A 24,189-nucleotide genomic window follows, 5' to 3' on the forward strand; every position below is an offset into this window, starting at 1 on the left:
GGTCTCGCCCCGGCCCTGTGCGTATCCGTCAGCGGTCGTTCATCCCGGCGCGGCGGCGCAGCGCGGCCACGTCGGTCACCACGATCCGGCGTCCCTCGGTGCGCAGCCAGCCCCGGCTGGCGAACGAGCCGATCGCCTGGTTGACGCTCTGCCGGGAGCCGCCGGCCATCTCGGCGAGCTGGCTCTGGTTGAGTTCGATCGTGATCATCGGGGCCTGGCTCTCGCCGGCCAGCCGGACCAGCGTCTTGGCCACCCGGCCGGGCAGGTCGAGGAAGACGTGGTCGGCGTTCTGCTCGGTGAGCCGGCGGATCAGCCCGCCGAGCGAACGCATCACCGCGTCGAGGATGCGCGGATTGGAGTGCACCAGCTCCATGAACGCCGGGCGGGACAACGCCAGGGCCGCGCAGTCCTCGATGGCCTCGGCCGACGCCGACCGGGTCGAGGCGTCCAGCAGGGAGACCTCACCCAGCACGTCCGGCGGTCGGATCACCGACAGCACGGCGCGTTCGCCGGTCGGGGCGGTGCGGAAGACGGCCACGGCGCCCCGGCGCAGCACGATCAGCGACTCGCCCGGGTCGTTCTCCACGAAGAGCAACTGACCCTTGCGGTAGGTGCGTGGCACCGCCGCGGCGATGACCCGCTGGCGCACCTCGGGCTCGAGCCCGGCGAACATCTCCACGCCCGTGAGCGCGTCACCCGGCTCCGGCAGGCGAACCTCCACGGCCCAACCCCTCCCCGGTCAAGGACCACAACTCGCTCACCGGGTGAACCCGACTCCCCGGTAGGCATCTGAACCGGTTCGGCGTCCGGTAACGGTACACATCAGATCATGACGCTCCGGTCGCTTGCTGTACACCCCTGGAAACAGTTCCGTGACCCTTGCGAGCTGCGGCGCGGGCGGCATCGCCGACCTCGGCGGTTGCCCCGCCGACCGGGCGGCGGTGGCGGTGGGTGAGGATGACGGGGATGGTCTACCGCTACTTTTACGACTGCGAATTCATCGAGGACGGCCGGATCGTCGACCTGGTGTCGATCGGCGTCGTCGACGAGTACGGCCGCGAGTTCTACGCGGTCTCCACCGAGTTCGACGACTCCCGAGCCGTGCCCTGGGTGCGTCGCAACGTCCTGGACAAGCTCCCCTCGCCCGCCGACCGCGCGTGGCGCTCCCGGGAGCGGATCCGCGACGACCTCCACGAGTTCCTGCTGGAGCCGGTCCGGGACCGGCCGGGCGAGCAGCTCGAGCTGTGGGCCTGGTACGCGGCGTACGACCACGTGGTGCTGGCCCAGCTCTGGGGGGCGATGCCGGCGCTGCCCCGGGAGATCCCGCGGTTCACCAAGGAGCTGCGCCAGCTCTGGGACGACCGGGGCCGGCCGAGGCTGCCCGACGCCGAGGCGGACCGGCACGACGCCTTGGTCGACGCCCGGCACAACCTGGCGCGCTGGCGGGCGATGACCGGGTGACCTGTCGGCAGGTTTGACCGGTTCCTGTCCGGGTGCCGGGTCCGGCATCGAGGCGGGGAGAACCAGCAGGTCAGCTACTGGCCGGTAGCCGGTCCGGCGGGCGTGAGGGGCCGGGGCGCGGTGTCGCCGCGCTCCCACGCCGACTACAGTGCGCTCTGACGGCCCGCCCCGGGCCGGCAACGGCGCCGATGGTCTGATCTGACACATATCCTGGGGCTTATCCGGGCTTCACCTGATGCTCCAGGAGGATGAGCAGATCATGCGTATCGGCGTGCTCACCGGCGGCGGCGACTGTCCTGGTCTCAACGCGGTGATTCGGGCGGTGGTCCGCAAGGGCGTCGCCACCTACGATCACGAGTTCGTGGGCTTCCGGGATGGTTGGAAGGGCCCGCTGGAGGGTCTGTCCAGGCCGCTGGGCATCGCGGATGTCCGCGGCATCCTGCCGCGCGGCGGCACCATCCTCGGTTCGTCCCGCACCAACCCGTTCAAGATCGAGAACGGCGTCGAGCGGATCAAGGAGAACCTTGCCGCGCAGGGCGTGGACGCGCTGATCGCCATCGGCGGCGAGGACACGCTCGGCGTCGCCACCAAGCTGCACGAGCTGGACGTCAAGGTCGTCGGCGTGCCGAAGACCATCGACAACGACCTGGGCGCCACCGACTACACCTTCGGCTTCGACACCGCGGTCAACATCGCCATGGAGGCGATCGACCGACTGCACACCACCGCGGAGAGCCACCACCGCACCCTGGTCGTCGAGGTGATGGGCCGGCACGCCGGCTGGATCGCCCTGCACGCCGGCCTCGCCGGTGGCGCCAACGTGATCCTGCTGCCCGAGCGGCACTTCGACGTCGACCAGGTCGCCGGGTACGTCGAGAAGCGCTTCCAGCACCAGTACGCCCCGATCGTCGTGGTCGCCGAGGGCGCCCAGCCGCTGGAGGGCCAGATGGTGCTGCACAACCAGGAGCTGGACTCGTTCGGCCACGTCCGCCTCGGCGGCATCGGCCAGTGGCTCGCCGAGCAGCTGGAGGCGAAGACCGGCAAGGAGGCCCGCACGGTGGTGCTCGGGCACATCCAGCGCGGCGGCACCCCGACCGCGTTCGACCGGGTGCTCGCCACCCGGCTCGGCCTGCACGCCATCGACGCGGCGCACGAGGGCGACTGGGGCAAGATGGTCGCGATGAAGAGCACCGACATCGTCCGGGTCCCGCTCGCCGACGCCACCCGGGAGCTGAAGACCGTGCCGCTGGAGCGGTACGCCGAGGCCGAGGTCTTCTTCGGCAGCTGATCGACGGCGGTGGTGTGGCGGGCCCGGCCGGGTCGGCCACACCACCGCCTCCATCGAGAGGGGTACGGCGTCATGGCGCCCGAGGTGCACACGGTCGCGGTGATCGGCGCGGGCAAGATCGGCGAGCTGATGCTCTCCGGGCTGCTCCGCTCCGGCTGGCCGGTGGAACGGCTGCTCGCCACCGCCCGGCGTCCCGCCCGCGCGGAGGAACTGACCGCCCGGTACGGCGTCCGGGTGGTGGACAACCTCACCGCGGTGGACGAGGCGGCGGTGCTCGCCATCTCGGTCAAGCCGCAGGACGCGGGGGCGCTGCTGGACGAGATCGGCCCCAAGGTGCCGGCCGACAAGCTGGTCATCTCGCTCTGCGCCGGCCTGCCCACCACCTTCTTCAGCCGGCGGCTGCCCGAGGGCACCCCGGTGGTCCGGGTGATGACCAACACCCCGGCGCTGGTGGACGAGGCGATGAGCGCGATCTCGGCCGGCGCGCACGCCACTGGCGCGCACCTGGCCCTCGCCGAGGAGATGTTCAAGCCGCTCGGCGCCACCGTCCGGGTGCCCGAGTCCCAGCAGGACGCGGTGACCGCCCTCTCCGGCTCCGGTCCCGCCTACTTCTACCTGCTGGTCGAGGCCATGATCGACGCCGGCATCCTGCTCGGCCTGCCCCGCCAGGTGGCGCACGAGCTGATCGTGCAGACCGCCATCGGCTCGGCGGTGATGCTCCGCGACTCCGGCGAGCACCCGGTCAAGCTGCGCGAGGCGGTCACCTCGCCGGCCGGCACCACCATCTCCGCCATCCGCGAGCTGGAGAACCACGGCGTACGCGCGGCCATGCTCGCGGCGCTGGAGGCCGCTCGCGACCGGGCCCGCGAGCTGGCCGCCCAGGCCGACTGAGCGCAGGCCCGTCCGGGTTGATCGGGCCCGGCTCGCCGGATGTCAGGCGACAGGTGGCGCCAGGTAGGTGACCGGCTTGCCGCAGTAGCTGGGCGGAAGGGTGATGACCGGGCTGCGGCAGACCTGGACCACGACGCGGTTGACGCCCGTCGAGGTGGAGTTGCCGCCGAGGGTGAACGTGAACGGCACCACGCCGTTGTCGGCCACCCGGGTCTGCCGGTCGACCTCGACCGCGCCGGCATAGGCGATGAACGTGGCCCTGCTGTAGTACCCGTCGCCGGTGCAGGTGGCGGGCCCGCTGGGCAGTGGCCGGTCGGTGAGCTTGCCGCTGACGTCGACGCCGAGCATCGGCAAAGGTGAAGCGGTGCCGTAGCGCCAGCCGAGAGTGCCGTCGGTGACGCCGTACCGGCAGGCATCGCCGGAGTCGGCGTAGAAGGATTGGGTGATCGAGGCGGCGTGGGCGATGCCCGGAGCGACCACGACCGTCAGCAGGGTGGCCAGGGCCGCCACGAGACGAGCTGCTCTCATCGTCGGTTCCTTTTCGGGGGTGGGGGAGTGTCGGGGGAACCAGCCAAACGATAGACATCGATATTAGAAGATCTGTCCACTGTGGTAAAGCGGACGTCCGTGCCGCTCATGCGCTGACTCTGCCGTCCGCCCCGGCATACTGGGGCGATGTTCACTCTCGCCCAGGCGCGACACCTGGTGGCCACGCTGCGGCCGCGCATCGACGAGCTGATCCGGCTCCGCGCCGACCTCGCCGAACTCCGGGTCGACCTGGCCGAGAGCGGCGTCAGCGCGCTCGGTGGGCTCGCCGAGGTGAAGGCCGTCGAAGCCCGGCTGCACGCCGTCGTGGAGGAACTCCACCAGCACGACATCGAGGTCAAGGGCATCGCCCCGGTGCTGCTGGACTTTCCCGGCGAGCGGGACGGCCGGGCCGTGCTCTGGTGCTGGCTGGAGGGGGACGACGACGTCCGCTGGTACCACCGGGTCGAGTGCGGCTTCGCCGGCCGCCGCCCGGTCTGACCGCCCATCCGTCGTGGTCCACCCGGCGGTCGACCCGGGCTGTCCGGGCGAGGTCAGCGGATCCGGCCGCCGCTGGTGACGAGCCATTCGCCGGTCTCCCAGTCGGACGGGCCGTCGTCGATGCGGTAGCAGAGATCGAACCGGATGCCCAGGCCCGGCCAGGGATGGCGGACCGGGACGACCCGGAAGATCTCCTCGAGGCCGGGGAACGTGATCCCTTCGGGCTCGGGGAACAGCAGTTCCAGCTCGGCGCGGGTCAGGTCGGTCCAGATCGCGAACTGCCATTCCGGCTGTGTCCGCCACTGGTCGTAGACCAGTTCGAACCGGGGCTCGCGGCCGACGACGAAGTCGCGGATGTCCCCGGAAAGCTCGTCCGCGGTGGAGGGGAGGACGAACGGCCACTCCTCCCCGGTGGGGTAGTGGTACATGGTGGACGTCGAGGCGATCGCGTGGACCAGGTCCCGCCACCGCTCGGGCGGGAGCGTGCTGGTGGGCAGGTTCACGCCGGTGTGATCGACCCGCCGGGCGTGTCCGGCGAGGCGGCGGGTCAGCTCCGCCATCTCGATGCCGGCGGGCGCCTGCCCGTCGGGCGCGGCGCCGGCCCGAAGGTCGACGGACCGGCCGATGTCGAGGATGACCTCGGGCCCGGCCACGTCGGCCAGGGCGAACGTCGTCACCGGGCGGGCGCCGGTGGGCCGCGGTGGGGTGAGCGTGAGACGGTCGCCCGTTTCCCGGGGCCCGCCCGCGTCGGCGGGTTCGGCGTAGGCCACGTCGGCGAGCAGCGTGCGCAGTTCGCCGAGGAAGGCGCGTGAGTCGGGCGTCCGGGGCAGGCGGAAGGTGATCTCGCGCAGGCGGTCCATGGCCGGACCGTAGTCGACTCCCGTCCCGAGGCGCAGCGTCACCTGGCCGGAATTTCAGTGAGCAATCCTGATTCGGCATTGATTTGTGTCCATAAGTGTCTATCGGCAGCCGCTGCGAATTGTCGATCTTCCATCCGGGTTTGATCTATTGATATCTATCTCCCACCACCACTTCCCACCCCCAGGAGTGCGACGTGCGGAGATCCCGTCTTGCCACCCTCGCCCTGACCCTGGCGTCGTCGCTCGGCGTCATGCTGAGCCTGGCCGCCCCCGCCCAGGCCGCCGCGACCGACCGGTACGTCGCGCTCGGCGACTCGTACGCCTCCGGTGTCGGCGCCGACAGCTACACCTCCGAGAGCGGGTCCTGCCTGCGCAGCACCAACGCCTATCCCGCGCTCTACAACACCAACATCAAGCCGGCCTCGTACCGCTCGGTGGCCTGCTCCGGCGCGACCACGGCCGACGTCATCAACAACCAGCTCTCCGCGCTGTCGTCGAGCACCACGCTGGTCAGCATCACCATCGGCGGCAACGACGTCGGTTTCTCCAGCATCATGACCACCTGCGTGCTGCAGGGTGAGACCCAGTGCATCGCCGCCATCCAGACGGCCGAGAACAAGGTCCGGACGGAGCTGCCCGGCAAACTGGCCAACGTCTACAACGGCATCAAGAGCCGGGCGCCCTCGGCGCGGGTGGTGGTCGTCGGCTACCCGGTCTTCTACCAGCTCGGCACGATCTGTGTCGGGCTCAGCGCGAACTCCCGCGCCAAGATCAACGAAGGTATCAACCTGCTGGACGACACCACGCGGACGGCGGCGACCTCGGCCGGCTTCACGTTCGCCGACGTCCGGTCGATCTTCGTCGGCCACCAGCTGTGCAGCTACGGCGAGAAGTGGCTGCACGCCTTGAACTACCTCAACCTCACCATCTCGTACCACCCGACGGCCGCGGGGCAGTCCGGCGGCTACTACCCGGTCTTCCGCTCCGCGGCGGGCTGACCGAGGCACGGCCTCCGCTCCGGTCCGCATGAGGGGCGGAGCGGGGGCCGTGGAGCCCGGGATGAGACCGCGCTCCACGGCATCGCCGAGGAGACGGGGGAATCAGTAGAGCAGGTACGGGCGCCGCCGCTGTTCGAAGGCGGACAGCTCGTCGGACCAGGCGCCGACCACGTCGTCCACCTCGGCGCCCGCGTCGATCATCGTGCGCAGGCGGGGCGACCCGGTCAGCTTGTCCACCCAGTACGGCCGGGTGGCGTCATACGAGTCGAACCGCCACGCGAAGGCCGGGTACCGGCGCGCCTCCACCAGCATCGCCACGGCGGTACGGATGGGGTCGTAGGCGGCCCGATCGACGACCTTGATCTCGACGCCGGCGCAGAGCTTGTTCAGCAGGGCCGGCTTCTGCCCCGCCGACGTCGGTGTGAAGTACGCCTCGCGGAACTCGACACCCGGCAGGTTCCGGGCGTTGAGCCGGTCCCCCCAGTGGTAGTCGAAATCGTTGGCAAGCCCCCCGATCAGCTCGAACGGCCGGCAGGTGCCCCGCCCCTCGGTGATCGAGGCGACTCCCTCGAAGAGGCAGGTGCCGGGGTAGACCAACGCGGTGTCGGGAGTGGGCATGTTGGGGCTGGGCATCACCCAGGGCAGGTCGGTGTCGGCGGCGAGCAGGTCCCGCTTCCAGTGCTTGCACCGGACCACCTCCAGCTCGACCGACCGTCCGGCGTCGGCGGGCAGGAACTCCGCGTTGAAGAATCGGGCGAGTTCGCCGACGGTCATGCCGTGCTGCTGGACGATCTCCTTCAGCCCCACGCCCGACGTGTAGGCGGGGGTCATCATCGGTCCGTACGCCCGTCCGCCGACCGGGTTGGGCCGGTCGAGGACGACGTATCGCTTGCCGACCCGGGCCGCCGCGACCATCGAGGTGTACATCGTCCAGATGTAGGTGTAGAACCGGGCCCCGACGTCCTGAATGTCGAAGACGACCGTGTCCACGCCGGCCTGGGTGAGCAGGCTCTCCCACTTTGCCTGGCTCGCGCCGTACGCGTCGTAGACCGTGATGCCGGTGCGGGCGTCCGTCCCGGTGCCCTCGCTTCCGCCGGCCTGGGCCGACCCGCGGAATCCGTGCTCGGGGCCGAACGCCGCGACGACCTGCACGCGGCCCGATGCGTGCATCAGGTCGACGAGGTGCCGGTACGCCGAATCCACGCCGGTGGGGTTGGACACCACCCCCACCCGCTGGCCGGCCAGGGCGGCGAATCCGGAATCGACCAGCATGTCCAGGCCGGTCGCGACCCGCCGGATGCCGGGTACGGCCTGCCCCGGGGCGCCCGGGGCCGTCGCGGCGACCGCGCCCGCGGCGACCGCACCGGCGCCGGCCAGGAACCTTCTGCGTTCCATAAGGACCTCCTCGTCCGAGAACATTGAAACTTAGTTACATCTCAATGCTCGGTCAAGGAAGGTTCCCTACAGGCGCCCCGGGCGGCGTCAGTTGGCCGGCAGCGCCTTCTCGATCGCGGCGCGCAGCTCGGGGGCGTCCGGGGTCACCTGCGGGGCGAACCGGGCGGCCACCGTGCCGTCCGGCGCGACCAGGAACTTCTCGAAGTTCCACCGCACGTCGCCGGTGTGTCCCTCGGCGTCCGGGGTGGACACCAGCTCGGCGTAGAGCGGGTGCCGGCCCGGTCCGTTGACGTCGACCTTCTCCGTCAGCGGGAACGTCACGCCGTAGTTGACCTGGCAGAACTCCTCGATCTCCGAGGCCGTGCCGGGCTCCTGGCCGGCGAACTGGTTGCACGGCACGCCGAGCACCGTCAGGCCCCGGTCGGCGTACTCGTCGGCGAGGGCCTGCAGGCCGGCGTACTGCGGGGTCAGGCCGCACCGGGAGGCCACGTTGACCACCAGCAGGGCGCGGCCGCGGTATCGCCCGAGGTCGGCCGGGCCACCGGAGAGGGCGTTGATCCGCACGTCGAAAACGCTCATGGGGCGAGGCTACGCGCCCGCCGGGGCCGGACGGCGCAGGCCCAACAAATCGAAGCATCTACATCTTGACGAAGTGATGACGGCGTGAGTAGCGTCTCAGAAACAATTTGGAAAGTTTCCTAACTGTTTAGGGAGACGCCGTATGAAGAGATCGCTCCGCCAGGCCCTCTGGGCCACCGGTGCCGTCTTCGCGCTGGCGGTCGCAGCGGTGCCGATGGCGACCGCCTCCGCCGCGGGCAGCGTGACCGCCACCTTCACCAAGGTGCAGGACTGGGGGACCGGTCACGAGACGAAGGTGACCGTCACCAACGGCACCAGTGCCAGCGTGGACACCTGGCGCATCGAGTTCGACCTGCCCGCGGGCACCACCATCGCCACCTTCTGGGACGCCGACGTCACCAGCGGCGGCAACCACTACGTCGCGGTCAAGAAGAGCTGGGCCGGCCCGCTCGCCCCCGGGGCCAGCTTCAGCTGGGGCTACAACGGCACCGGGGCGTACAAGGCGCCGCTGAACTGCACCGTCAACGGCGCCTCCTGCTCAGGTGGCGGCACCCCGCCGCCGACCACGAGGCCGCCGACCACCGCCCCGCCCACGACCACGCCGCCGACCACGACCCCGCCGACGACCACCCCACCCACCACACCTCCGCCCACCACGCCCCCGCCCTCGGGCGGTAAGAAGGTGGTCGGCTACTTCGCCGAGTGGGGCGTCTACGCCCGCAACTACCACGTGAAGAACATCCACACCAGCGGGTCCGCGGCCAAGCTCACCCACATCCTGTACGCCTTCGGCAACACCAGCGGCGGCCGGTGCAGCATCGGCGACAGCTACGCCGACTACGACAAGGCGTACACCGCGGCCGACAGCGTGGACGGCGTCGCGGACACCTGGGACCAGCCGCTGCGCGGCAGCTTCAACCAGCTCCGCAAGCTCAAGAAGATGTACCCGAACCTGAAGGTGCTCTGGTCCTTCGGCGGCTGGACCTGGTCGGCCGGCTTCACCCAGGCGGCGCAGAACCCGGCCGCCTTCGCCGACTCCTGCTACGCGCTGGTCAAGGACCCGCGCTGGGCGGACGTCTTCGACGGCATCGACATCGACTGGGAGTACCCGAACGCCTGCGGTCTCCAGTGCGACAGCAGCGGCCCGAACGCCTTCAAGAACGTGATCAGCGCGCTGCGCACCAAGTTCGGCTCCAGCTTCCTGGTCACCGCGGCGATCACCGCCGACGGCAGCAACGGCGGCAAGATCGACGCCGCCGACTACGCGGGCGCCGCGCCGCAGCTCAACTGGCTGATGCCGATGACCTACGACTACTTCGGCGCCTTCAACGCCCAGGGGCCCACCGCCCCGCACTCCCCGCTCTACTCGTACACCGGCATCCCGCAGCAGGGCTTCTGGGCGGACGCGGCGATCCAGAAGCTCAAGGGCAAGGGCGTCCCGGCCGACAAGCTGCTGCTCGGCGTCGGCTTCTACGGCCGAGGCTGGACCGGCGTCACCCAGTCCGCCCCGGGCGGCACCGCCACCGGCCCGGCACCCGGCACCTACGAACAGGGCATCGACGACTACAAGGTGCTCAAGAACACCTGCCCCGCCACCGGCACCGTCGGCGGCACCGCGTACGCCAAGTGCGGCAGCAACTGGTGGAGCTACGACACCCCGTCCACCATCGGCGGCAAGATGACGTACGTGAAGAACCAGGGCCTCGGTGGCGCGTTCTTCTGGGAGCTCTCCGGTGACACCAGCAACGGCGAGCTGATCGGCGCCATCAAGGGCGGTCTCGGCTGAGCCGAGCTGCCGACGCACCACCCACCCGGCGGGGAGGGGCCGCACCGGCCCCTCCCCGCCGGGTGCTCAGCCCCGCAGGCCGCGCTCGCGGTGCTCCCGGGGCGAGAGCCCGTACGCGGACCGGAACGCTCGACTGAAGTGCGCCCGGTCCCGGAAGCCCCAGCGGGCGGCCACCTGGTGGACGGCTTGGTGGCGCAGGCGCGGGTCGGCCAGGTCGCGGAAGCAGCCGGCCAACCGCTCGGTGCGGATCATGGCCCCGATGGTGATGCCGGTGCCCGCGAAGAGCCGGTGCAGCGACCGCAGCGAGATGTGGTGCGCCGCCGCCACGGCCGCCGGGGTGAGGTCCGGGTCGGCCAGGTGCCGCCGGACGAACGCCTCGACCCGGGCCCGCAGGCCGGCGTCCTGGACCTCGACGGGCAGCTCCCGCTCGACGTCGAGCCGCCGGGCCAGGGTGCCGGAGATCAGGTCCAGGGCGATCCGGCCCAGCTGGGGTGCGTCGTCCGCCGCGTACTGCTCGGGATGCGCGATGATCCGCCGCAGGAAGGTGGCGAGTAGCGCGCCCATCCCGCGGTCGGCCGGAACGTGGGCGGCGAACAGCGCCTCCACCCGGCGCGCGGGCAGCGGGAGGGCACTGCGCGGCAGCAGGACGGTCAGCGTCTCCAGGGGTCCGGCCGCCGCCGGGTCCGGCGCATGCCAGGACCCGTGCGGGCGGACGGTGTCAATGAAGCCGAAGCCGGACGGGTCGAGCAGCCCCGTCCGGCGTTGCTGGGACATCTCGCCCTGCCCGGACAGCGGCAGGGCGAGCTCGTAGAGCTCCGGGTCCGTGCTGCGGATCATCCGTTCCGTACGGGCCAGCTCCAGCGACGGGTAGCGCCACATGCCGAGCTTCACCACGCCGAGGTCGACCGCCCGGGCCGAGGCGGTGAAGTTGTCGGCGTGCGCGCTGCTGATCCGGGCCGCCGCCGACTCGCGGGCAACCAGGTCCTGCCAGAAGTCGAACCGCTCCGCCGGGGGCAGCCACGCGGTGTCGATCGACGCCACGGCGAGGATGACCGTCACCTCCCGAAGCGCGCGGCCCGGCGCCGCGACGTGTCCCCGGATCTAACCAGCCCGCCCGAACCGGCTGCCCGCCGCGTGCCGGGCTGGCCGCACGGGCCGGCGGAGGCGAGGATGGGGCACGCCACCGGCCCGGTTCCGCATCCCGCCGACCACCGCGCGGGTCACGGCTCCAGGTCGGTGTGGCAGACTCGCCGCTCGGCATGCCTCGATGCCCGCGCCGATGGGAGGGAACGATGGGCCTGACGCACCCGAGGGTGGCGGCCGGCGCCGCCCTGCTCGCGCTCCTGCCGGCCGCCCTGGCCGGCTGCGGCCTCATGGGCGAGGACGGCACCGTCGGCGCCGCGGCCACCGACGCGCAGCGGGCGCCGGCCGACGAGGCGGCGGCCAAGAGCCGCGAGCGGGTGCAGGCGTACCTCGACGCGATGGCCGCCAAGGACGTCGACGCCGGCCGCAGCCAGCTCTGCGCACCCGCGCAGGCCGCCTTCGACGCCGCCGCCACCGGCCCCAACGGCGACTTCGCCGACCACTTCACCGTCCCGCAGGCCACCATCACCGACGTCCGGTCCGGCCCCCAGGGCCAGGAGGTCAGCACCTCGATCACGGTCGCCGCCGGGTCCCGCAAGGCCACCCGGCCGCTGCTGTTCACGGTCACCCGCAGTGGCGCCGACTGGTGCATCTCCGCCGAGGCGCCGGGCGGCAACACCCCGGAGCCGGCGACCACCGGCGACAACCCGGATCCGGCGATCACCCCCTGACTTTCCCACCCGAGCTGACCCCAGGTCGGCCCGGAAGTGTGTCGGTGATCTCCCAACCACCGGAACCGTCCCCCTCGGCGACCGGTCACGACCATGGTCGCCGTACGCTTTCTCTCATGCGCCATGAGTGGCATCAGCTGAGTCATCCCGCGGTGGGCAGCCCGGGCCTGCGGACCAGTCGTCCGACCCTCGACTCCGCCGAGGACGCGGCCCTCGGCCTGGACCGCTGGCGGGAGCTTCCCCGCGCGCAGACGCCGCCCTGGCCGGACCCGGCCCAGGTCGCCGAGGTCTGCCGGGTGCTCGACACGGTTCCCTCCGTGGTCGCGCCGTACGAGGTCGATCAGCTGCGGCAGCGCCTCGCGCTGGTCTGCGAGGGCAAGGCGTTCCTGCTCCAGGGCGGTGACTGCGCGGAGACCTTCGCCGACAACACCGAGAGCCACCTGCTGGCCAACGCCCGCACCCTGCTCCAGATGGCGATCGTGCTGACGTACGGCGCGTCGCTGCCGGTGGTCAAGGTGGCCCGGGTCGCCGGCCAGTACACCAAGCCCCGGTCGCTGCCGACCGACGCGCGCGGCCTGCCGGCGTACCGCGGCGACATGATCAACTCGCTGGAGGCCGCGCCGGAGGCGCGGGTCGCCGACCCGCAGCGCATGATCCGGGCGTACGCCAACTCGGCCGCCGCGATGAACATGCTCCGGGCGTACCTGGCCGGCGGGCTGGCCGACCTGCACGCGGTGCACGACTGGAACAAGGACTTCGTCCGGCAGTCGCCGGCGGGCGAGCGCTACGAGGCGATCGCCCGCGAGATCGACCGGGCGATCGCCTTCATCCGTGCCTGCGGGATGACCGACGACGAGGCTCTGCGCACGGTCACCCTCTACTGCTCGCACGAGGCCCTCGCGCTGGAGTACGACCGGGCGCTCACCCGGATCTCCGACAACCGGGCGTACGGCCTCTCCGGGCACTTCCTCTGGATCGGTGAGCGGACCCGGCAGATCGACGGGGCGCACATCGACTTCATCTCCCGGGTCGCCAACCCGATCGGCGTGAAGCTCGGCCCGACCACCACCCCGGACGAGGCCATCGAGCTCTGCGAGAAGCTCAACCCGGACAACATCCCCGGCCGGCTCACCCTGATCAGCCGGATGGGCAACCACCGGGTCCGGGACGCCCTGCCCCCGATCGTGGCCAAGGTCACCGCGGCCGGCGCCAAGGTGGTCTGGCAGTGCGACCCGATGCACGGCAACACCCACGAGTCCTCGAACGGCTACAAGACCCGGCACTTCGACCGGATCGTCGACGAGGTGCTCGGCTACTTCGAGGTGCACCGCGGCCTGGAGACCCACCCGGGCGGGTTGCACGTCGAACTGACCGGCGAAGATGTCACCGAGTGCCTCGGCGGTGCCCAGGGCATCGAGGACCTCGACCTACCTGACCGGTACGAAACCGCCTGCGACCCGCGACTGAACACCCAGCAGTCGCTGGAACTGGCCTTCCTGGTGGCGGAGATGCTCCGTGGCTGACGCGAGGAGTGAGCTTGCGAGGCCCGCAGTCGGCAGCCGAAAGGACTACTGTGGCTGACTTCATTGATCTTCGTTCGGACACCGTGACCCGGCCGACCGCCGGGATGCGGGAGGCGATGGCGGCCGCCGAGGTCGGCGACGACGTCTACGGCGAGGACCCCACCGTCGCCGCGCTGGAGGCCGAGGTCGCCGCCCTCTTCGGGCACGAGGCGGCGCTGTTCGCCCCGAGCGGCTCGATGGCCAACCAGATCGCCCTCCAGTTGCTCGTGCCGCCCGGAGACGAGCTGCTCTGCGACGCCGACGCGCACGTCGTCACGTACGAGATCGGCGCGGCGGCCGCGTACGGCGGAATCTCGTCGCGGACCTGGCCGGCGGTCGGCGCGGAGATCGACCCGGACGTGGTGGCCGGGATGGTCCGACCCGACGGTTACTTCGCGGTGCCGACCCGGGCGATCGCCGTCGAGCAGACCCACAACCGGGGCGGCGGCGGGGTGATCCCCCTGGCCACCCTGCGTGAGCTGCGCGGGGTGGCCGACGAGCACGGCCTCGCCCTGCACTGCGACGGCGCCCGGATCTGGCACGCGCACGTCGCCGACGGGGTGCCGCTGGCCGAGTACGGGGCGCTCTTCGACACCCTGTCGGTCTGCCTCTCCAAGGGCCTCGGCGCTCCGGTCGGCTCGCTGGTGGTCGGCAGTGCCGACAAGATCGCCCGGGCCCGGTTCGTCCGCAAGCGGATGGGCGGCGGCATGCGGCAGGTCGGCGTCCTCGCCGCCGCCGGCAGGTACGCCCTCGCCCACCACGTCGAGCGGCTGGCCGAGGACCACGCCAAGGCGGCCCGGCTGGCCGAGGCCGTCGCCCCGTTCGGCGTGCTCGCCGCCCCGGTGCGGACCAACATCGTCCCGCTCGACCTGACCAAGCACCCGCTCGACGCGAAGGCCCTGGCCACCGCCGCCCGGGCGGAGGGCGTGCTGATCTCGGTGCTCGGCCCGCGTACCGCCCGCCTGGTCACCCACCTGGACGTCGACGCCACCGCCGTCGATCGCGCGGCGGAGATCCTCACCCGCATCCTCCGCGCCTGACCCGGCCCCAGCTCCGCCGCTGCTGCGGGCCGCCCGGTCAGGGGTGGAGGCGCTTGAGGGTGGCGATGTCGGCGGCGTGGCCGACGTGCTTCTCCGTCGGGGTCTCCACCAGGACCGGGACGCCCGCGGTGGCCGGGTGGCGCATCAGCTCGGCGAACGCCGGTTCACCGATGGTGCCCTTGCCGATGTTCTCGTGCCGGTCCCGGGTGGAACCGCACAGGTCCTTCGAGTCGTTCGCGTGCACCAGCTTCAACCGGTCCGCGCCGACGGTGGCGACCAGGGTTTCCAGCGTGGCGGTCATCCCGCCCTCCGCAGCCAGGTCGTGCCCGGCGGCCCAGGCGTGACAGGTGTCGAAACAGACCCCCATCATCGGGTGGCGGTCGACCGCGTCCAGGTACGGGCCCAGGTGCTCCACCCGGGAGGCCAGCGACCGGCCGCCCCCGGCGCTCGGTTCGACCAGCAGCATCGGCCCGCCGACGGACGCCGACTCGTCCAGCAGCGGCAGCAGGGCCTCGCGTACCTGCCGCATCGCCGTCTCGGCGTGTCCCGCGTCCACCGCGCTGCCCGCGTGGAACACCACACCCTCGGCGCCGATCGCCCCGCCCCGGCCCAGCGCGTGCGCCAGGGTCTGCGTCGACCGCTCGACCGTGGCCGGAGTGGGGGAGCCGAGGTTCACCAGCAGCGAGGCGTGGATGAACACCGGTACGCCCCGCTCGCCGCAGCCCTCCCGGAACAGCGCGTCCTGGGCCGGATCGCCGGCCGGCAGGGCCCAGCCCCGGGAGTTGGAGACGTAGACCTGCACCACCTCGGCGGCGGCCGCGTCGACGTACGGCAGCGCCGCCTTCGCCAGGCCGCCCGAGGTGGGAGTGTGCGCGCCGACCCGCCGCCGCCCACTCACCGGGCCGTCTTTCGTTCGCGACTGCGGGGCTCGCAGGCCCGGCTCACTCCTCGCGCTCACAGGCACGTCACCGTGACCGGGGTGCCCGGCGGCACCGGCGTGTTCTCGCCCGGGACCTGGAAGCGGGCGATTCCGCCGGGGTTGACCTGGATGGTGGTCGGGAAGCCCTGGCTCTCCAGCATCTGCTTGGCCTGATCGCACGGCAGGTCGATCACCCGGGGTACGACCACCTGCGGCGGCCCCTCGCTGACCTCCAGCTTGACCTGGGCGCCCTTCTCCACGCCGGCGCCGTCTGCCGGGCTCTGGCCGAGGATCTCGTCCCTCGGCTTGTCCGATTGCTTGTACGACTCCACCGGGGTCAGCCCGAGCTGGGCGAGGATGCCCCGGGCATCGTTGAGGTTCTTGCCCACCAGGTTCGGCACGGTCACCGGGGCGCGGCCCTTGCTCAGCGTCACGGTCACCTTCGTGCCCGGCTTGACCACCGTGCCCACCTTCGGGTTGGTGGCCAGCACGACCCCGGCCGGCAGTTCGTCGTCGTACTTGGCGGGGCCCTTGGCCACCACCAGCTTGGCGTCGGTCAGCTCGGCCTGGGCCACCTCGAAGTCCTTGCCCACGACGTCCGGCACCGGCAACTGCTCCGGACCGCGCGACAGGGTCAGCGTGATGGTGCCACCCTTGAGGATCCGGGCCGCGGAGGCCGGATCCTGCCCCAGCACGCTGTCCTTCGGCACCTTCTCGTCGTATCGAGGGTCCGCGTAGCGGAGGGTGAAGCCGCCACGGGTGGCCTGCGCCTGCGCCTCGGCCTTGGTCAGGCTCACCAGCTGCGGGGCGGTCGTGTACCGGCCCACCCCGAACCACCAGCCGCCGACCGCGGCCACCAGGCCGAGCACCACGACCGCCGCGGCCACCGCCAGCCGGCCGCGCGGCGAGCCCATCACCCGGGTACGCAGCCCGGCAAGCCGGGCTCCCAGGTCGCCGCCCTTCTCGGGGGCGGCCCGGCGGCGGTGCGGGCGCTGCCCGCCGCCCTCGGGCAGCCGGGCCCAGGCGGGGCGCTCGGCCGGGCGGACGGCCGCCACCACCATGGTGGGCTGGGCCACCGGTGCGGTCTCGTCGGCCACCCGCCGCAGCACAGCGGTGTGCGAGTTGGGGTTGCCCAGGTCGTCCCGGGCCACCTGCACCTCGGCCAGCAGTGCGCCGGCGTCGGCGGGTCGGGCGTTCGGGTCCCGCCGGGTGGCCCGGCCGACCAGGTCGTCGAGGACCTTCGGCAGGCGCGGGACCAGGGTCGACGGGGCGGGCACGTCCCGGTCGACGTGCTGCCACGCGACCTCCACCGGGCGGTCGCCGTCGTACGGCACCCGGCCGGTGAGCATCTCGAACAGCACGATGCCGGCGGAGTAGACGTCGGTTCGCGGGTCCGCGTGGCCGTCGGTGACCAGCTCCGGTGCCACGTACGCGACGGTGGCCATCAGCTGGTTGCCGTTCTCCTCCTCGGCGCTCGCCTCGACCGCGCGGGCCAGCCCGAAGTCGGCCACCTTGACCACGCTGTCCACCAGGTTGGCGGTGCCGCCGATGGGAGCCTCGGCGACCAGCACGTTCTCCGGCTTGACGTCGCGGTGCACCAGACCGGCCCGGTGGGCCGCGGCGATCGCGGCGAGCATCTGCTCGGCGATCGCGAGGGCCTCGTCCGGGTCGAGCCGGCGCCGCTCGGCGAGCACGTCGCGCAGGGTGCGGCCCCGGACGTACTCCATCACCAGGTAGGGGAGACCGCGGTAGGTGCCCTGGTCGTAGACCGCCACCACGTTGGGGTGGGTCAGCCGGGCGATGGTCTTCGCCTCGTCGGTGAACCGCTCCACGAAGCCGGCCATCCGGGATCGGGCCTCGGGTGCCTGGGTCGGGTGAATGATCTTGACCGCCACGGTGCGCTCCAGGCGCTCGTCGGTGGCGGTGTACACGGTCGCCATGCCGCCGCGGGCCACGCGACCGCGAATGCGGTAGCGCCCGTCGATCAGCGAGCCCAGCAACGTGTCGGCGACCTGTGTGTCCATCGGCAGGCAGTCTATGTGTCCGGGGGGTGAAGGTAGAACAGGATGCTACAGCCGGGCCGGCGGACACCTCTCCCCGCAGGTCGGCGCCCGGACGCCCGGGCGTGCGACGGGGGTGCCGATGCCCGGCCGTGCGGGCACGTGGCAGGGTGGTCGGGTGACCGATTCCGTACCCGCCGACGCGGCCGCCACCGGCGCCGATCTGCCCGGACCGGCCGACCCGGCCGGCTGGCTGACCCTGCCGGACGTGGCCGAGCGCCTCGACCTGTCGATCAGCAAGGTGCACCAGATGATCCGGGACCGGGAGTTGATCGCGGTACGCCGTGACGGCGTCCGCCGCGTCCCGGCCGACCTGGTGGCCAACCGGACCGTGCTCAAGCACCTGCCCGGCGTGCTCAACCTCCTCGCCGACGCCGGGTACGACGACGAGGAGGCGTTGCGCTGGCTCTACGAGGTGGACCCCACCCTCCCCGGCACGCCGGCCGCCGTGCTCGGCAGCGACCAGGCCCGCGAGGTCAAGCGCCGCGCCCAGGCCGTCGGCTTCTGAACCTGCCCGGCCCACCCTCCCCAGCATGGGGAGGGTGGGTTCGGGTGCGGTCAGTCGGTGCGGCGGGTGGCGGCGATGGCCAGGTCGACCAGGGCTTGACGGGCCTCGGTGTCCAGGTCGACCGTGGCGAGGGCGGCCAGCGCGTTCTCGGTCAACGCCGTGATCCGCCGCTCGGTACGCTCCAGCGCCCCGCTGGCCGTGATCAGCTCGCGCAGCCGAACCACCCCGGTGGCGTCCAGCTCCGGATCGCCGAGCCCGGCGAGCAGCAGTTCCCGGCCCGCGTCGTCGACCTCCTCCAGGGCCGCCGCCACCAGATACGTCCGCTTGCCCTCGCGCAGGTCGTCGCCGGCCGGCTTGCCGGTGCGCTCCGGGTCGCCGAAGACGCCCAGCACGTCGTCGCGGAGCTGGAACGCCTCGCCCAGCGGCAGCCCGTACGCCGAGTACGCCGCGTGCACCTCGGCCGGGGCGTCGGCCAACGCGGCGCCCAGCAGCAGCGGCCGCTCGACCGTGTACTTCGCCGACTTGTAGCGGGCCACCTTGCCGGCCCGCTCCCGCGAGGTGTCCCCGGTGGCCTGGGTCAGCACGTCGAGGTACTGCCCGACGGTCACCTCGGTGCGCATCTCGTCGAAGACCGGGCGGGCCCGGGCGACCGTACGCGGGTCGAGGCCGGCGGCGTGCAGCAGCTCGTCCGACCAGACCAGGCAGAGGTCGCCGAGGAGGATCGCCGCCGCGTCACCGAACCCGTCCGGGTCGCCGACCCAGCCGGCCGCGCGGTGCCGGGCCGCGAAGCGCCGGTGCACCGCCGGCTCGCCGCGCCGGGTGTCCGAGCGGTCCATCAGGTCGTCGTGGATCAGAGCGCTGGCCTGCACGAACTCCAGCGCGGCCAGGGCGGCCACCACCTGGTCGGAGTCGACCCCGCCGGCGCCCCGGTAACCCCAGTACGCGAAGGCCGGGCGCAGCCGCTTCCCGCCCCTCAGCACGAACGCCTCGATCGCCTCGGCGACCGGCACCAGGCCGTCGTCGACGGCGGTCAGCCAGCCGCGCTGGCCGGCGAGAAACTCGGTGAGGGCCTTGTCGATCCGCTGACGCAGGCCGGCGCGGTCGACGGGGGATACGGGAGAGGCGTCGGTCACGCCACGACGCTAGCCGGTCCTCGTGGGCCGTGACCATGGCGGTGCGCCGCGTGGGGCCGCGACCGCGCCGCCCCGGGCCGCCGTTCCACGCGGCAGATACGGCCGGGCCGCCGCGAGCAGGTCGGCATACCTCCGGGCCGCCGGATCGTCGTGGTGCGCGGCCAGCCGGTGGCGTACGTCGGTGAGCTGGCCGACCGCCCGGGGCGAGCCGGACCGGACGGCGTCGAGCAGCGCGTCGCCGGCCACCGCACAGGCCGCCGCCACCTCGCCGAGCTGGAGGTGCGCCCGGGCCAGCCAGCCGCCGTAGACCGCTGCGCGCCGCGGCCCGCCCCGCCCGCCGATGCCAGCAGCGGCACGGCGGGCGCGGGGCGGCCCAGCGCGATCAGGGTGCGGCCGGTCATCGCCGCCACTTCGGCCTCGTCGAGCCAGTACAGCCAGGGCGGTTCCCGGCCCGGATCGGGCACGCCGGCCCGCTCGGCGGCGTCCAGGGCCTGCCGGGCGGCACGCGCCCGCCCGGCGAGCGCGGCGGCGAACGCCACCCGGTGCAGCAGCAGCGCCCGCAGGCCGGGGGAGGCCGCGTCGCGGCAGCCGGCGTACCCGATCCGGGCCAGCGCCAACGCCCCCGGCGGGTCCCCGACGCCGGCCAGCAGGTGGCTGGCCGACCCGAGCACGTGCCCGGCGAACACCGGGTCGGCGGCGGTGGCCGCCGCGCGCAGCGCCAGCCGGTAGGCGTCCAGGCCCCCGGCCAGGTCCCCGGCGTCGGCGGCGAGCCAGCCGGCGAGCTGTGCCGACTCGGCCAGCACCGGCAGCAGCCGGCGGCGGCCGGCCGCCCCGGCGACGCGGTATCCCCGGGCTGCGCGGCGCAGCCGACGGGCGCCGTGCCCGGCCAGGTCGGCCCCACCCAGCAGGTCGTCCCAGCGCCGCAGCTCGGCCAGGTCGCCGGCGTCCGGCCCGGCCGGGTCCGGCGGGTGTGCCGGCGCCGCGCCCGGTCCGGCGGCCGCTGGTCCGGCCACGCCCCGTCCGGCTGCCTCCCGGCCGGTGGGGAACGCCGCACCGGTCGGTCCGACCAGGGTGCGGTCGGCGAGCGGACCGCCCGGCGCCGAGCCGGACGGATCGGCTGCCCAGCGGTGCGCGAGGGTGAGCAGGGCCACCCTCGAGCGGGAACCGGCCCGGTCGACCGCCGCCGGCACGGCGCCCAACCGGCGGCTGTGCGCCGCGGCTTCGGCGAGCAGCTCACCCGGCACCCCGAGGACCACCGCGAGCCAGCCCAGCCAGAAGTCACCGGGGAGCCGCCGCTGGCGCTCCCACCGGGAGACCTCGTGCCGGGTCAGGGTCGGTACGGCGGAGGCGGCGCAGAGTTCGGCGGCGACCCGCTGCTGGCTCCAGCCACGCGCGGTCCGCAGCTCGGCCAGGAGCGGCCCGAGCAGGCGCGGCTCGGGCGGCGGGAACGAGGTCATCGGTCCTCCGGAGGGCATCGGCGCGGGTGACGGCGCGGACGCCCGGCAGTGCCGGACCGGCGCGCCGCCGATCGTGCTGACCCCCGCGCGGGACCCCGGGGCCGGCCACCGGCCGGCACCACCGCGCTGCCCCGTTTCTACCCCCGGGGTACGACGCCGCACCGGGCCCTGCTCGCGCTCTGGGAAGATCCTGGGTACGAAGGGACGTGGCGGCTACAGCCGGGGCGTGGCGCTCGGTCTTCCCTCGGTCCTCCCCAACCCGCAGCCGGCCATCGGGGAGCTGATCCGCGCCGGTCGGCCGACCTTCTCCTTCGAGTTCTTCCCACCGAAGACGCCGCAGGGGGAGCGCCTGCTCTGGCAGGCCATCCGCGAGCTGGAGTCGCTGCGGCCGTCGTTCGTCTCGATCACCTACGGCGCGGGCGGCTCGACCCGGGACACCACGGTCGCGGTGACCGAGCGGATCGCCACCGAGACCACCCTGCTGCCGATGGCGCACCTGACCGCGGTCAACCACTCGGTCGCCGAGCTGCGGCACGTCATCGGCCGGCTGGCCTCCGTCGGCGTCCGCAACGTGCTGGCCGTGCGGGGCGACCCGCCGGGCGACCCGGGCGGCGAGTGGGTCGAACACCCCGCGGGCGTGCGGTACGCCGAGGAGCTGGTCCGGCTGATCCGCGACGCCGGCGACTTCAGCGTCGGGGTGGCCGCCTTCCCGTACAAGCACCCGCGCTCGCCCGACGTGGCCAGCGACACGAAGTACTTCGTCCGTAAGTGCCGGGCCGGCGCCGAGTTCGCCATCACCCAGATGTTCTTCGACGCCGACGACTACCTGCGGCTGCGGGACCGGGTCGCGGCCGCCGGCTGCGACACCCCGATCCTGGCCGGCGTGATGCCGGTGACCCAGCTGGGCACCATCGAGCGGTCCGTGCAGCTCTCCGGCGCGCCGTTCCCGCCCGCGCTGGCGGAGCGGTTCGCCCGCGTCGCCGACGACCCGGAGGCGGTCCGCCGGCTCGGCATCGAGCAGGCCAGCGAGATGTGCGCGAGGTTGCTGGACGAGGGCGTGCCGGGGATCCACTTCATCACCCTCAACCGGTCCACCGCCACCCGCGAGGTCTGGCAGCACCTGCGGGCCGACGCGCGAGTGTGACCACGCGGCCCGCGACACCCGCGCGGTCCTTCTACGGTTGGTCTGTGGTGGGCACACAGCTGAACTGGGACCAGTACGCGACCGCGTGGGCGCGGCTGCACGGCGGGTTCGACCCCCGGGCCGCCGCGCCGGTCGTCCGCGCCTGGGTGCGCTTCGCCTACCACGTGGGCTACATCCTGGGCCGGCTCCGGATCGGCCCGACCCCGGTGACCGTGGCCGGCGTGCTGCTCTGCGTCTGCGTACCGCTGCTGGTCCGCCGGCCGACCGACGGGCCGATGCTCGGCGCGCTGTTCGTGCTGCTGGCCGCGGTGGCGGACAGCGTCGACGGCGCGGTCGCGGTGGCCACCAACCGCACCACCCGGCTCGGCTACGTCTACGACTCGGTCGCCGACCGGCTCGGCGAGGCCGCCTGGCTGATCGCGTTCTGGCTGATCGGCGCGCCGGGCGCGCTGGTCGCCGCGGCCGGCGGCCTCTCCTGGCTGCACGAGTACGTCCGGGCCCGGGCAGTCTCCGCCGGCATGCGCGAGATCGGCGCGGTGACCGTGGGGGAGCGCCCCACCCGGGTCTGTGTGGCCCTGGTCGGGCTGCTGGTCGCCGGGCTCACCGGGCTGATCGACGCCGACCTGACCGCCGGCACCATCACCATGGCCACCACGGTCTGGGTACTGCTGGCCGGCTTCGGCCTCGGGCAGCTCCTCTCCACCGTCCGCCGCGCGCTGATCGACGCCGACCGACCCGCCGAGCAGCCCACCCGAACCCCGGGCCGGTGACGGGAGGTCCTCACGCCCAGGCAGGGCCGATCTCGTCGGCGACGATCTGGGCCGACAGGGTGACCATCGGCAGGCCGCCGCCGGGGTGGCTGGAGCCGCCGACCAGCCAGAGCCCGTGCGCCGGGCCCCGGTTGGCCGGGCGGAGCAGCCCGCCCGCCGTGCCGTAGATCGCCCCACCGGGCGCGCCGGTCGCCGCGTCCAGGTCGGCGGGCGTACGGATCTCCCGGAACACCAGTCGGTTCCGAACGTCCACGCCCCGCTCGGCGAGCACGTCGAGGATCCGGTCGGCGTACGCCTCGGCCAGCCCCGGCCGCCGCCAGTCGACCGCGCCGGTGGCGGTGCCGTGGCGGGCGGCGTTGACCAGCACGAACCACGCCTCGTGCCCGTCCGGGCGGACCGTCGGGTCGTCGGCCACCGTGACGAAGACCGTCGGGTCGACGGCAGGCCGGGCCCGCACCCCCCGTCCCGGGTCGCCGAAGACCGCGTCGAACTCGGCGTCGTGGTCGTCGGGGAAGAAGACGGTGTGGTGCGCCGGCCCGGAGTCGCCGCGTACGCCGAGCAGCAGCACGAAGCCGGCCAGGCTGCGGTCGGTGAGCCCGGCCAGCCGGCGCGGGGTGGGCAGCAGCTCCCGGTAGACGGTGAGCGCGTCCACGTTGGCCACCACCACGTCGGCGGGGACTCTGGCGGCGACCCCGGCGAGGCGCACCCCGTGCACCCGGCCACCGGCGGCGTCGATCCGGGTGACCGTGGTGCCGGTCCGCACCACCACGCCGAGATCGAGGCAGCGCGACAGCAGCGCGTCGGCGAGGGTGCCCAGCCCGCCGCGCAGATACCAGCCGCCGTACGCAAGCTCGGCGTACGGGACGGCGACCAGCGCGGCCGGCGCGCGGCGCGGGTCGGCGCCGGTGTAGGTGGCGTACCGGTCGAGCAGCATCCGCAGCCGCGGGTCGGACAGGTGACGACGGCTCACGCCGCGCAGGGTGCGGCCGGGTGCGATCGCGGTCAGGTCGCCGAGCCGCCAGGCCAGCGCGGCCAGGTCCCGGGGGGAGTCGATGGTGCGGCGCAGGACGTCCCGGTGCGACGCCGCCCAGACCCGGGTGGCCCGCCGCCAGAGCCGCTGCCAGTCGGCGGCGGCCCGGTCGCCGAACGCCGCGCCGATGCGGGCCGTGAACTCGGCCGGGTCGGCGCAGGAGTCCAGCGTGGCGCCGCCGGGGAAGACGTGCCGGACGATCGGGTCCAGCGGCACCAGGTCGAGGTACTCGTCGAGCTTCGCCCCGGTCGCCTCGAACAGGTCGTGGAGGACCTGCGGCAGGGTGACCAGGCTCGGGCCGGTGTCGAAGCGGTACGCCCCCGCGGGGGTGTCGTGGACGTACCGGCCGAGCTTGCCGCCGACCGTGTCGGCCCGCTCGAAGACGGTGACCTCGTGCCCGGTGACCGCCAGCCGGGCGGCGGTGGCCAGCCCGCCCACGCCGGCGCCGATGACCACGATCCGCGCCAT

23 protein-coding genes are annotated in these 24,189 nt (G+C 73.2%); 12 read left to right on the forward strand and 11 right to left on the reverse strand.

The genetic code is table 11. The features are described from left to right. Nucleotides 1-28 precede the first annotated feature (28 nt). Nucleotides 29-721 carry a Crp/Fnr family transcriptional regulator gene (locus tag ACNAVT_RS11225; protein ID WP_073838866.1) on the reverse strand — a complete coding sequence of 231 codons (693 nt, stop codon included), beginning with the start codon at nucleotides 719-721 and terminating at the stop codon, nucleotides 29-31. A 245-nt stretch (nucleotides 722-966) separates the two neighbouring features. On the opposite strand from ACNAVT_RS11225, the gene ACNAVT_RS11230 reads away from it, so the two are divergent. The 3 genes from ACNAVT_RS11230 (at nucleotide 967) to proC (ending at nucleotide 3,640) form a co-directional block, all read left to right on the forward strand. Beyond that, a complete protein-coding gene (locus tag ACNAVT_RS11230) occupies nucleotides 967-1,461 on the forward strand; it encodes a polyadenylate-specific 3'-exoribonuclease AS (RefSeq protein ID WP_416295629.1) in 495 nt (164 codons plus the stop codon). 259 nt (nucleotides 1,462-1,720) lie between these two features. Beyond that, nucleotides 1,721-2,749, forward strand: coding sequence for a 6-phosphofructokinase (locus ACNAVT_RS11235; RefSeq protein ID WP_416295631.1), 1,029 nt, complete (start codon nucleotides 1,721-1,723; stop codon nucleotides 2,747-2,749). A gap of 72 nt (nucleotides 2,750-2,821) precedes the next feature. Further along, on the forward strand, nucleotides 2,822-3,640 hold the full coding sequence (gene proC, locus ACNAVT_RS11240; RefSeq protein ID WP_416295321.1) for a pyrroline-5-carboxylate reductase: 819 nt from the start codon (nucleotides 2,822-2,824) through the stop codon (nucleotides 3,638-3,640). A 42-nt stretch (nucleotides 3,641-3,682) separates the two neighbouring features. Here proC and ACNAVT_RS11245 read toward each other — a convergent pair whose 3' ends face one another. Continuing rightward, the gene (locus ACNAVT_RS11245; protein WP_416295323.1) at nucleotides 3,683-4,168 is read right to left on the reverse strand and encodes a hypothetical protein; all 486 of its coding nucleotides are present in this window, start codon (nucleotides 4,166-4,168) and stop codon (nucleotides 3,683-3,685) included. Nucleotides 4,169-4,315: 147 nt separating this feature from the next. On the opposite strand from ACNAVT_RS11245, the gene ACNAVT_RS11250 reads away from it, so the two are divergent. Beyond that, on the forward strand, nucleotides 4,316-4,666 hold the full coding sequence (locus tag ACNAVT_RS11250) for a DUF2203 domain-containing protein (RefSeq protein WP_416295325.1): 351 nt from the start codon (nucleotides 4,316-4,318) through the stop codon (nucleotides 4,664-4,666). Nucleotides 4,667-4,719: 53 nt separating this feature from the next. Here the strand turns inward: ACNAVT_RS11250 and ACNAVT_RS11255 are convergent, their stop codons facing one another. Beyond that, nucleotides 4,720-5,526, reverse strand: a complete 807-nt coding sequence (locus tag ACNAVT_RS11255; protein ID WP_416295327.1) for a hypothetical protein — start codon at nucleotides 5,524-5,526, stop codon at nucleotides 4,720-4,722. Nucleotides 5,527-5,720: 194 nt separating this feature from the next. On the opposite strand from ACNAVT_RS11255, the gene ACNAVT_RS11260 reads away from it, so the two are divergent. Beyond that, the gene (locus ACNAVT_RS11260; RefSeq protein WP_416295329.1) at nucleotides 5,721-6,524 is read left to right on the forward strand and encodes an SGNH/GDSL hydrolase family protein; all 804 of its coding nucleotides are present in this window, start codon (nucleotides 5,721-5,723) and stop codon (nucleotides 6,522-6,524) included. Nucleotides 6,525-6,626: 102 nt separating this feature from the next. On the opposite strand, the gene ACNAVT_RS11265 is transcribed toward ACNAVT_RS11260, so the two are convergent. After that, nucleotides 6,627-7,919 carry an exo-beta-N-acetylmuramidase NamZ domain-containing protein gene (locus ACNAVT_RS11265; RefSeq protein WP_416295331.1) on the reverse strand — a complete coding sequence of 431 codons (1,293 nt, stop codon included), beginning with the start codon at nucleotides 7,917-7,919 and terminating at the stop codon, nucleotides 6,627-6,629. A gap of 87 nt (nucleotides 7,920-8,006) precedes the next feature. After that, entirely contained in the window at nucleotides 8,007-8,498 is a 492-nt protein-coding gene (locus tag ACNAVT_RS11270) for a glutathione peroxidase (RefSeq protein WP_416295333.1), read from the reverse strand. Between the two features lie 142 nt (nucleotides 8,499-8,640). On the opposite strand from ACNAVT_RS11270, the gene ACNAVT_RS11275 reads away from it, so the two are divergent. Continuing rightward, the gene (locus ACNAVT_RS11275) at nucleotides 8,641-10,284 is read left to right on the forward strand and encodes a glycosyl hydrolase family 18 protein (RefSeq protein WP_416295335.1); all 1,644 of its coding nucleotides are present in this window, start codon (nucleotides 8,641-8,643) and stop codon (nucleotides 10,282-10,284) included. 66 nt (nucleotides 10,285-10,350) lie between these two features. On the opposite strand, the gene ACNAVT_RS11280 is transcribed toward ACNAVT_RS11275, so the two are convergent. After that, nucleotides 10,351-11,343, reverse strand: coding sequence for a helix-turn-helix domain-containing protein (locus ACNAVT_RS11280; protein ID WP_416295337.1), 993 nt, complete (start codon nucleotides 11,341-11,343; stop codon nucleotides 10,351-10,353). A 233-nt stretch (nucleotides 11,344-11,576) separates the two neighbouring features. On the opposite strand from ACNAVT_RS11280, the gene ACNAVT_RS11285 reads away from it, so the two are divergent. The 3 genes from ACNAVT_RS11285 to ACNAVT_RS11295 all read left to right on the forward strand — a co-directional run bounded on the left by ACNAVT_RS11285 (nucleotide 11,577) and on the right by ACNAVT_RS11295 (nucleotide 14,700). Continuing rightward, nucleotides 11,577-12,098 carry a hypothetical protein gene (locus ACNAVT_RS11285; RefSeq protein ID WP_416295339.1) on the forward strand — a complete coding sequence of 174 codons (522 nt, stop codon included), beginning with the start codon at nucleotides 11,577-11,579 and terminating at the stop codon, nucleotides 12,096-12,098. Between the two features lie 116 nt (nucleotides 12,099-12,214). Beyond that, complete coding sequence (locus tag ACNAVT_RS11290; RefSeq protein WP_416295341.1) at nucleotides 12,215-13,621, forward strand: class II 3-deoxy-7-phosphoheptulonate synthase; 1,407 nt, start codon at nucleotides 12,215-12,217, stop codon at nucleotides 13,619-13,621. A 104-nt stretch (nucleotides 13,622-13,725) separates the two neighbouring features. Then, on the forward strand, nucleotides 13,726-14,700 hold the full coding sequence (locus tag ACNAVT_RS11295; protein WP_416295633.1) for a threonine aldolase family protein: 975 nt from the start codon (nucleotides 13,726-13,728) through the stop codon (nucleotides 14,698-14,700). Between the two features lie 37 nt (nucleotides 14,701-14,737). On the opposite strand, the gene ACNAVT_RS11300 is transcribed toward ACNAVT_RS11295, so the two are convergent. Both ACNAVT_RS11300 and pknB read right to left on the reverse strand, forming a co-directional pair. Further along, nucleotides 14,738-15,598, reverse strand: a complete 861-nt coding sequence (locus tag ACNAVT_RS11300; protein WP_416295343.1) for a deoxyribonuclease IV — start codon at nucleotides 15,596-15,598, stop codon at nucleotides 14,738-14,740. A gap of 56 nt (nucleotides 15,599-15,654) precedes the next feature. Then, nucleotides 15,655-17,643 (reverse strand): Stk1 family PASTA domain-containing Ser/Thr kinase, encoded by a 1,989-nt coding sequence (pknB, locus tag ACNAVT_RS11305; RefSeq protein WP_416295344.1) that lies wholly within the window; start codon nucleotides 17,641-17,643, stop codon nucleotides 15,655-15,657. Nucleotides 17,644-17,797: 154 nt separating this feature from the next. On the opposite strand from pknB, the gene ACNAVT_RS11310 reads away from it, so the two are divergent. Next, nucleotides 17,798-18,187, forward strand: a complete 390-nt coding sequence (locus tag ACNAVT_RS11310) for an Rv2175c family DNA-binding protein (RefSeq protein WP_416295346.1) — start codon at nucleotides 17,798-17,800, stop codon at nucleotides 18,185-18,187. 50 nt (nucleotides 18,188-18,237) lie between these two features. Here the strand turns inward: ACNAVT_RS11310 and ACNAVT_RS11315 are convergent, their stop codons facing one another. Together ACNAVT_RS11315 and ACNAVT_RS11320 are read right to left on the reverse strand one after the other, a co-directional pair. Continuing rightward, nucleotides 18,238-19,320: a polyprenyl synthetase family protein gene (locus ACNAVT_RS11315; protein WP_416295348.1), complete on the reverse strand. Its 1,083-nt coding sequence runs from the start codon at nucleotides 19,318-19,320 to the stop codon at nucleotides 18,238-18,240. Further along, the gene (locus ACNAVT_RS11320; protein ID WP_416295350.1) at nucleotides 19,317-20,777 is read right to left on the reverse strand and encodes a helix-turn-helix domain-containing protein; all 1,461 of its coding nucleotides are present in this window, start codon (nucleotides 20,775-20,777) and stop codon (nucleotides 19,317-19,319) included. The genes ACNAVT_RS11315 and ACNAVT_RS11320 overlap by 4 nt, the downstream gene beginning before the upstream one ends. 226 nt (nucleotides 20,778-21,003) lie before the next feature. On the opposite strand from ACNAVT_RS11320, the gene metF reads away from it, so the two are divergent. Both metF and ACNAVT_RS11330 read left to right on the forward strand, forming a co-directional pair. Then, nucleotides 21,004-21,921 carry a methylenetetrahydrofolate reductase [NAD(P)H] gene (metF, locus tag ACNAVT_RS11325; RefSeq protein WP_416295352.1) on the forward strand — a complete coding sequence of 306 codons (918 nt, stop codon included), beginning with the start codon at nucleotides 21,004-21,006 and terminating at the stop codon, nucleotides 21,919-21,921. A gap of 44 nt (nucleotides 21,922-21,965) precedes the next feature. Then, complete coding sequence (locus tag ACNAVT_RS11330; protein WP_416295354.1) at nucleotides 21,966-22,691, forward strand: CDP-alcohol phosphatidyltransferase family protein; 726 nt, start codon at nucleotides 21,966-21,968, stop codon at nucleotides 22,689-22,691. A 10-nt stretch (nucleotides 22,692-22,701) separates the two neighbouring features. Here the strand turns inward: ACNAVT_RS11330 and ACNAVT_RS11335 are convergent, their stop codons facing one another. Further along, nucleotides 22,702-24,189: a phytoene desaturase family protein gene (locus tag ACNAVT_RS11335; RefSeq protein WP_416295356.1), complete on the reverse strand. Its 1,488-nt coding sequence runs from the start codon at nucleotides 24,187-24,189 to the stop codon at nucleotides 22,702-22,704.

The organism is Micromonospora sp. SL4-19, assembly GCF_047921475.1.
Lineage (GTDB): Bacteria > Actinomycetota > Actinomycetes > Mycobacteriales > Micromonosporaceae > Micromonospora.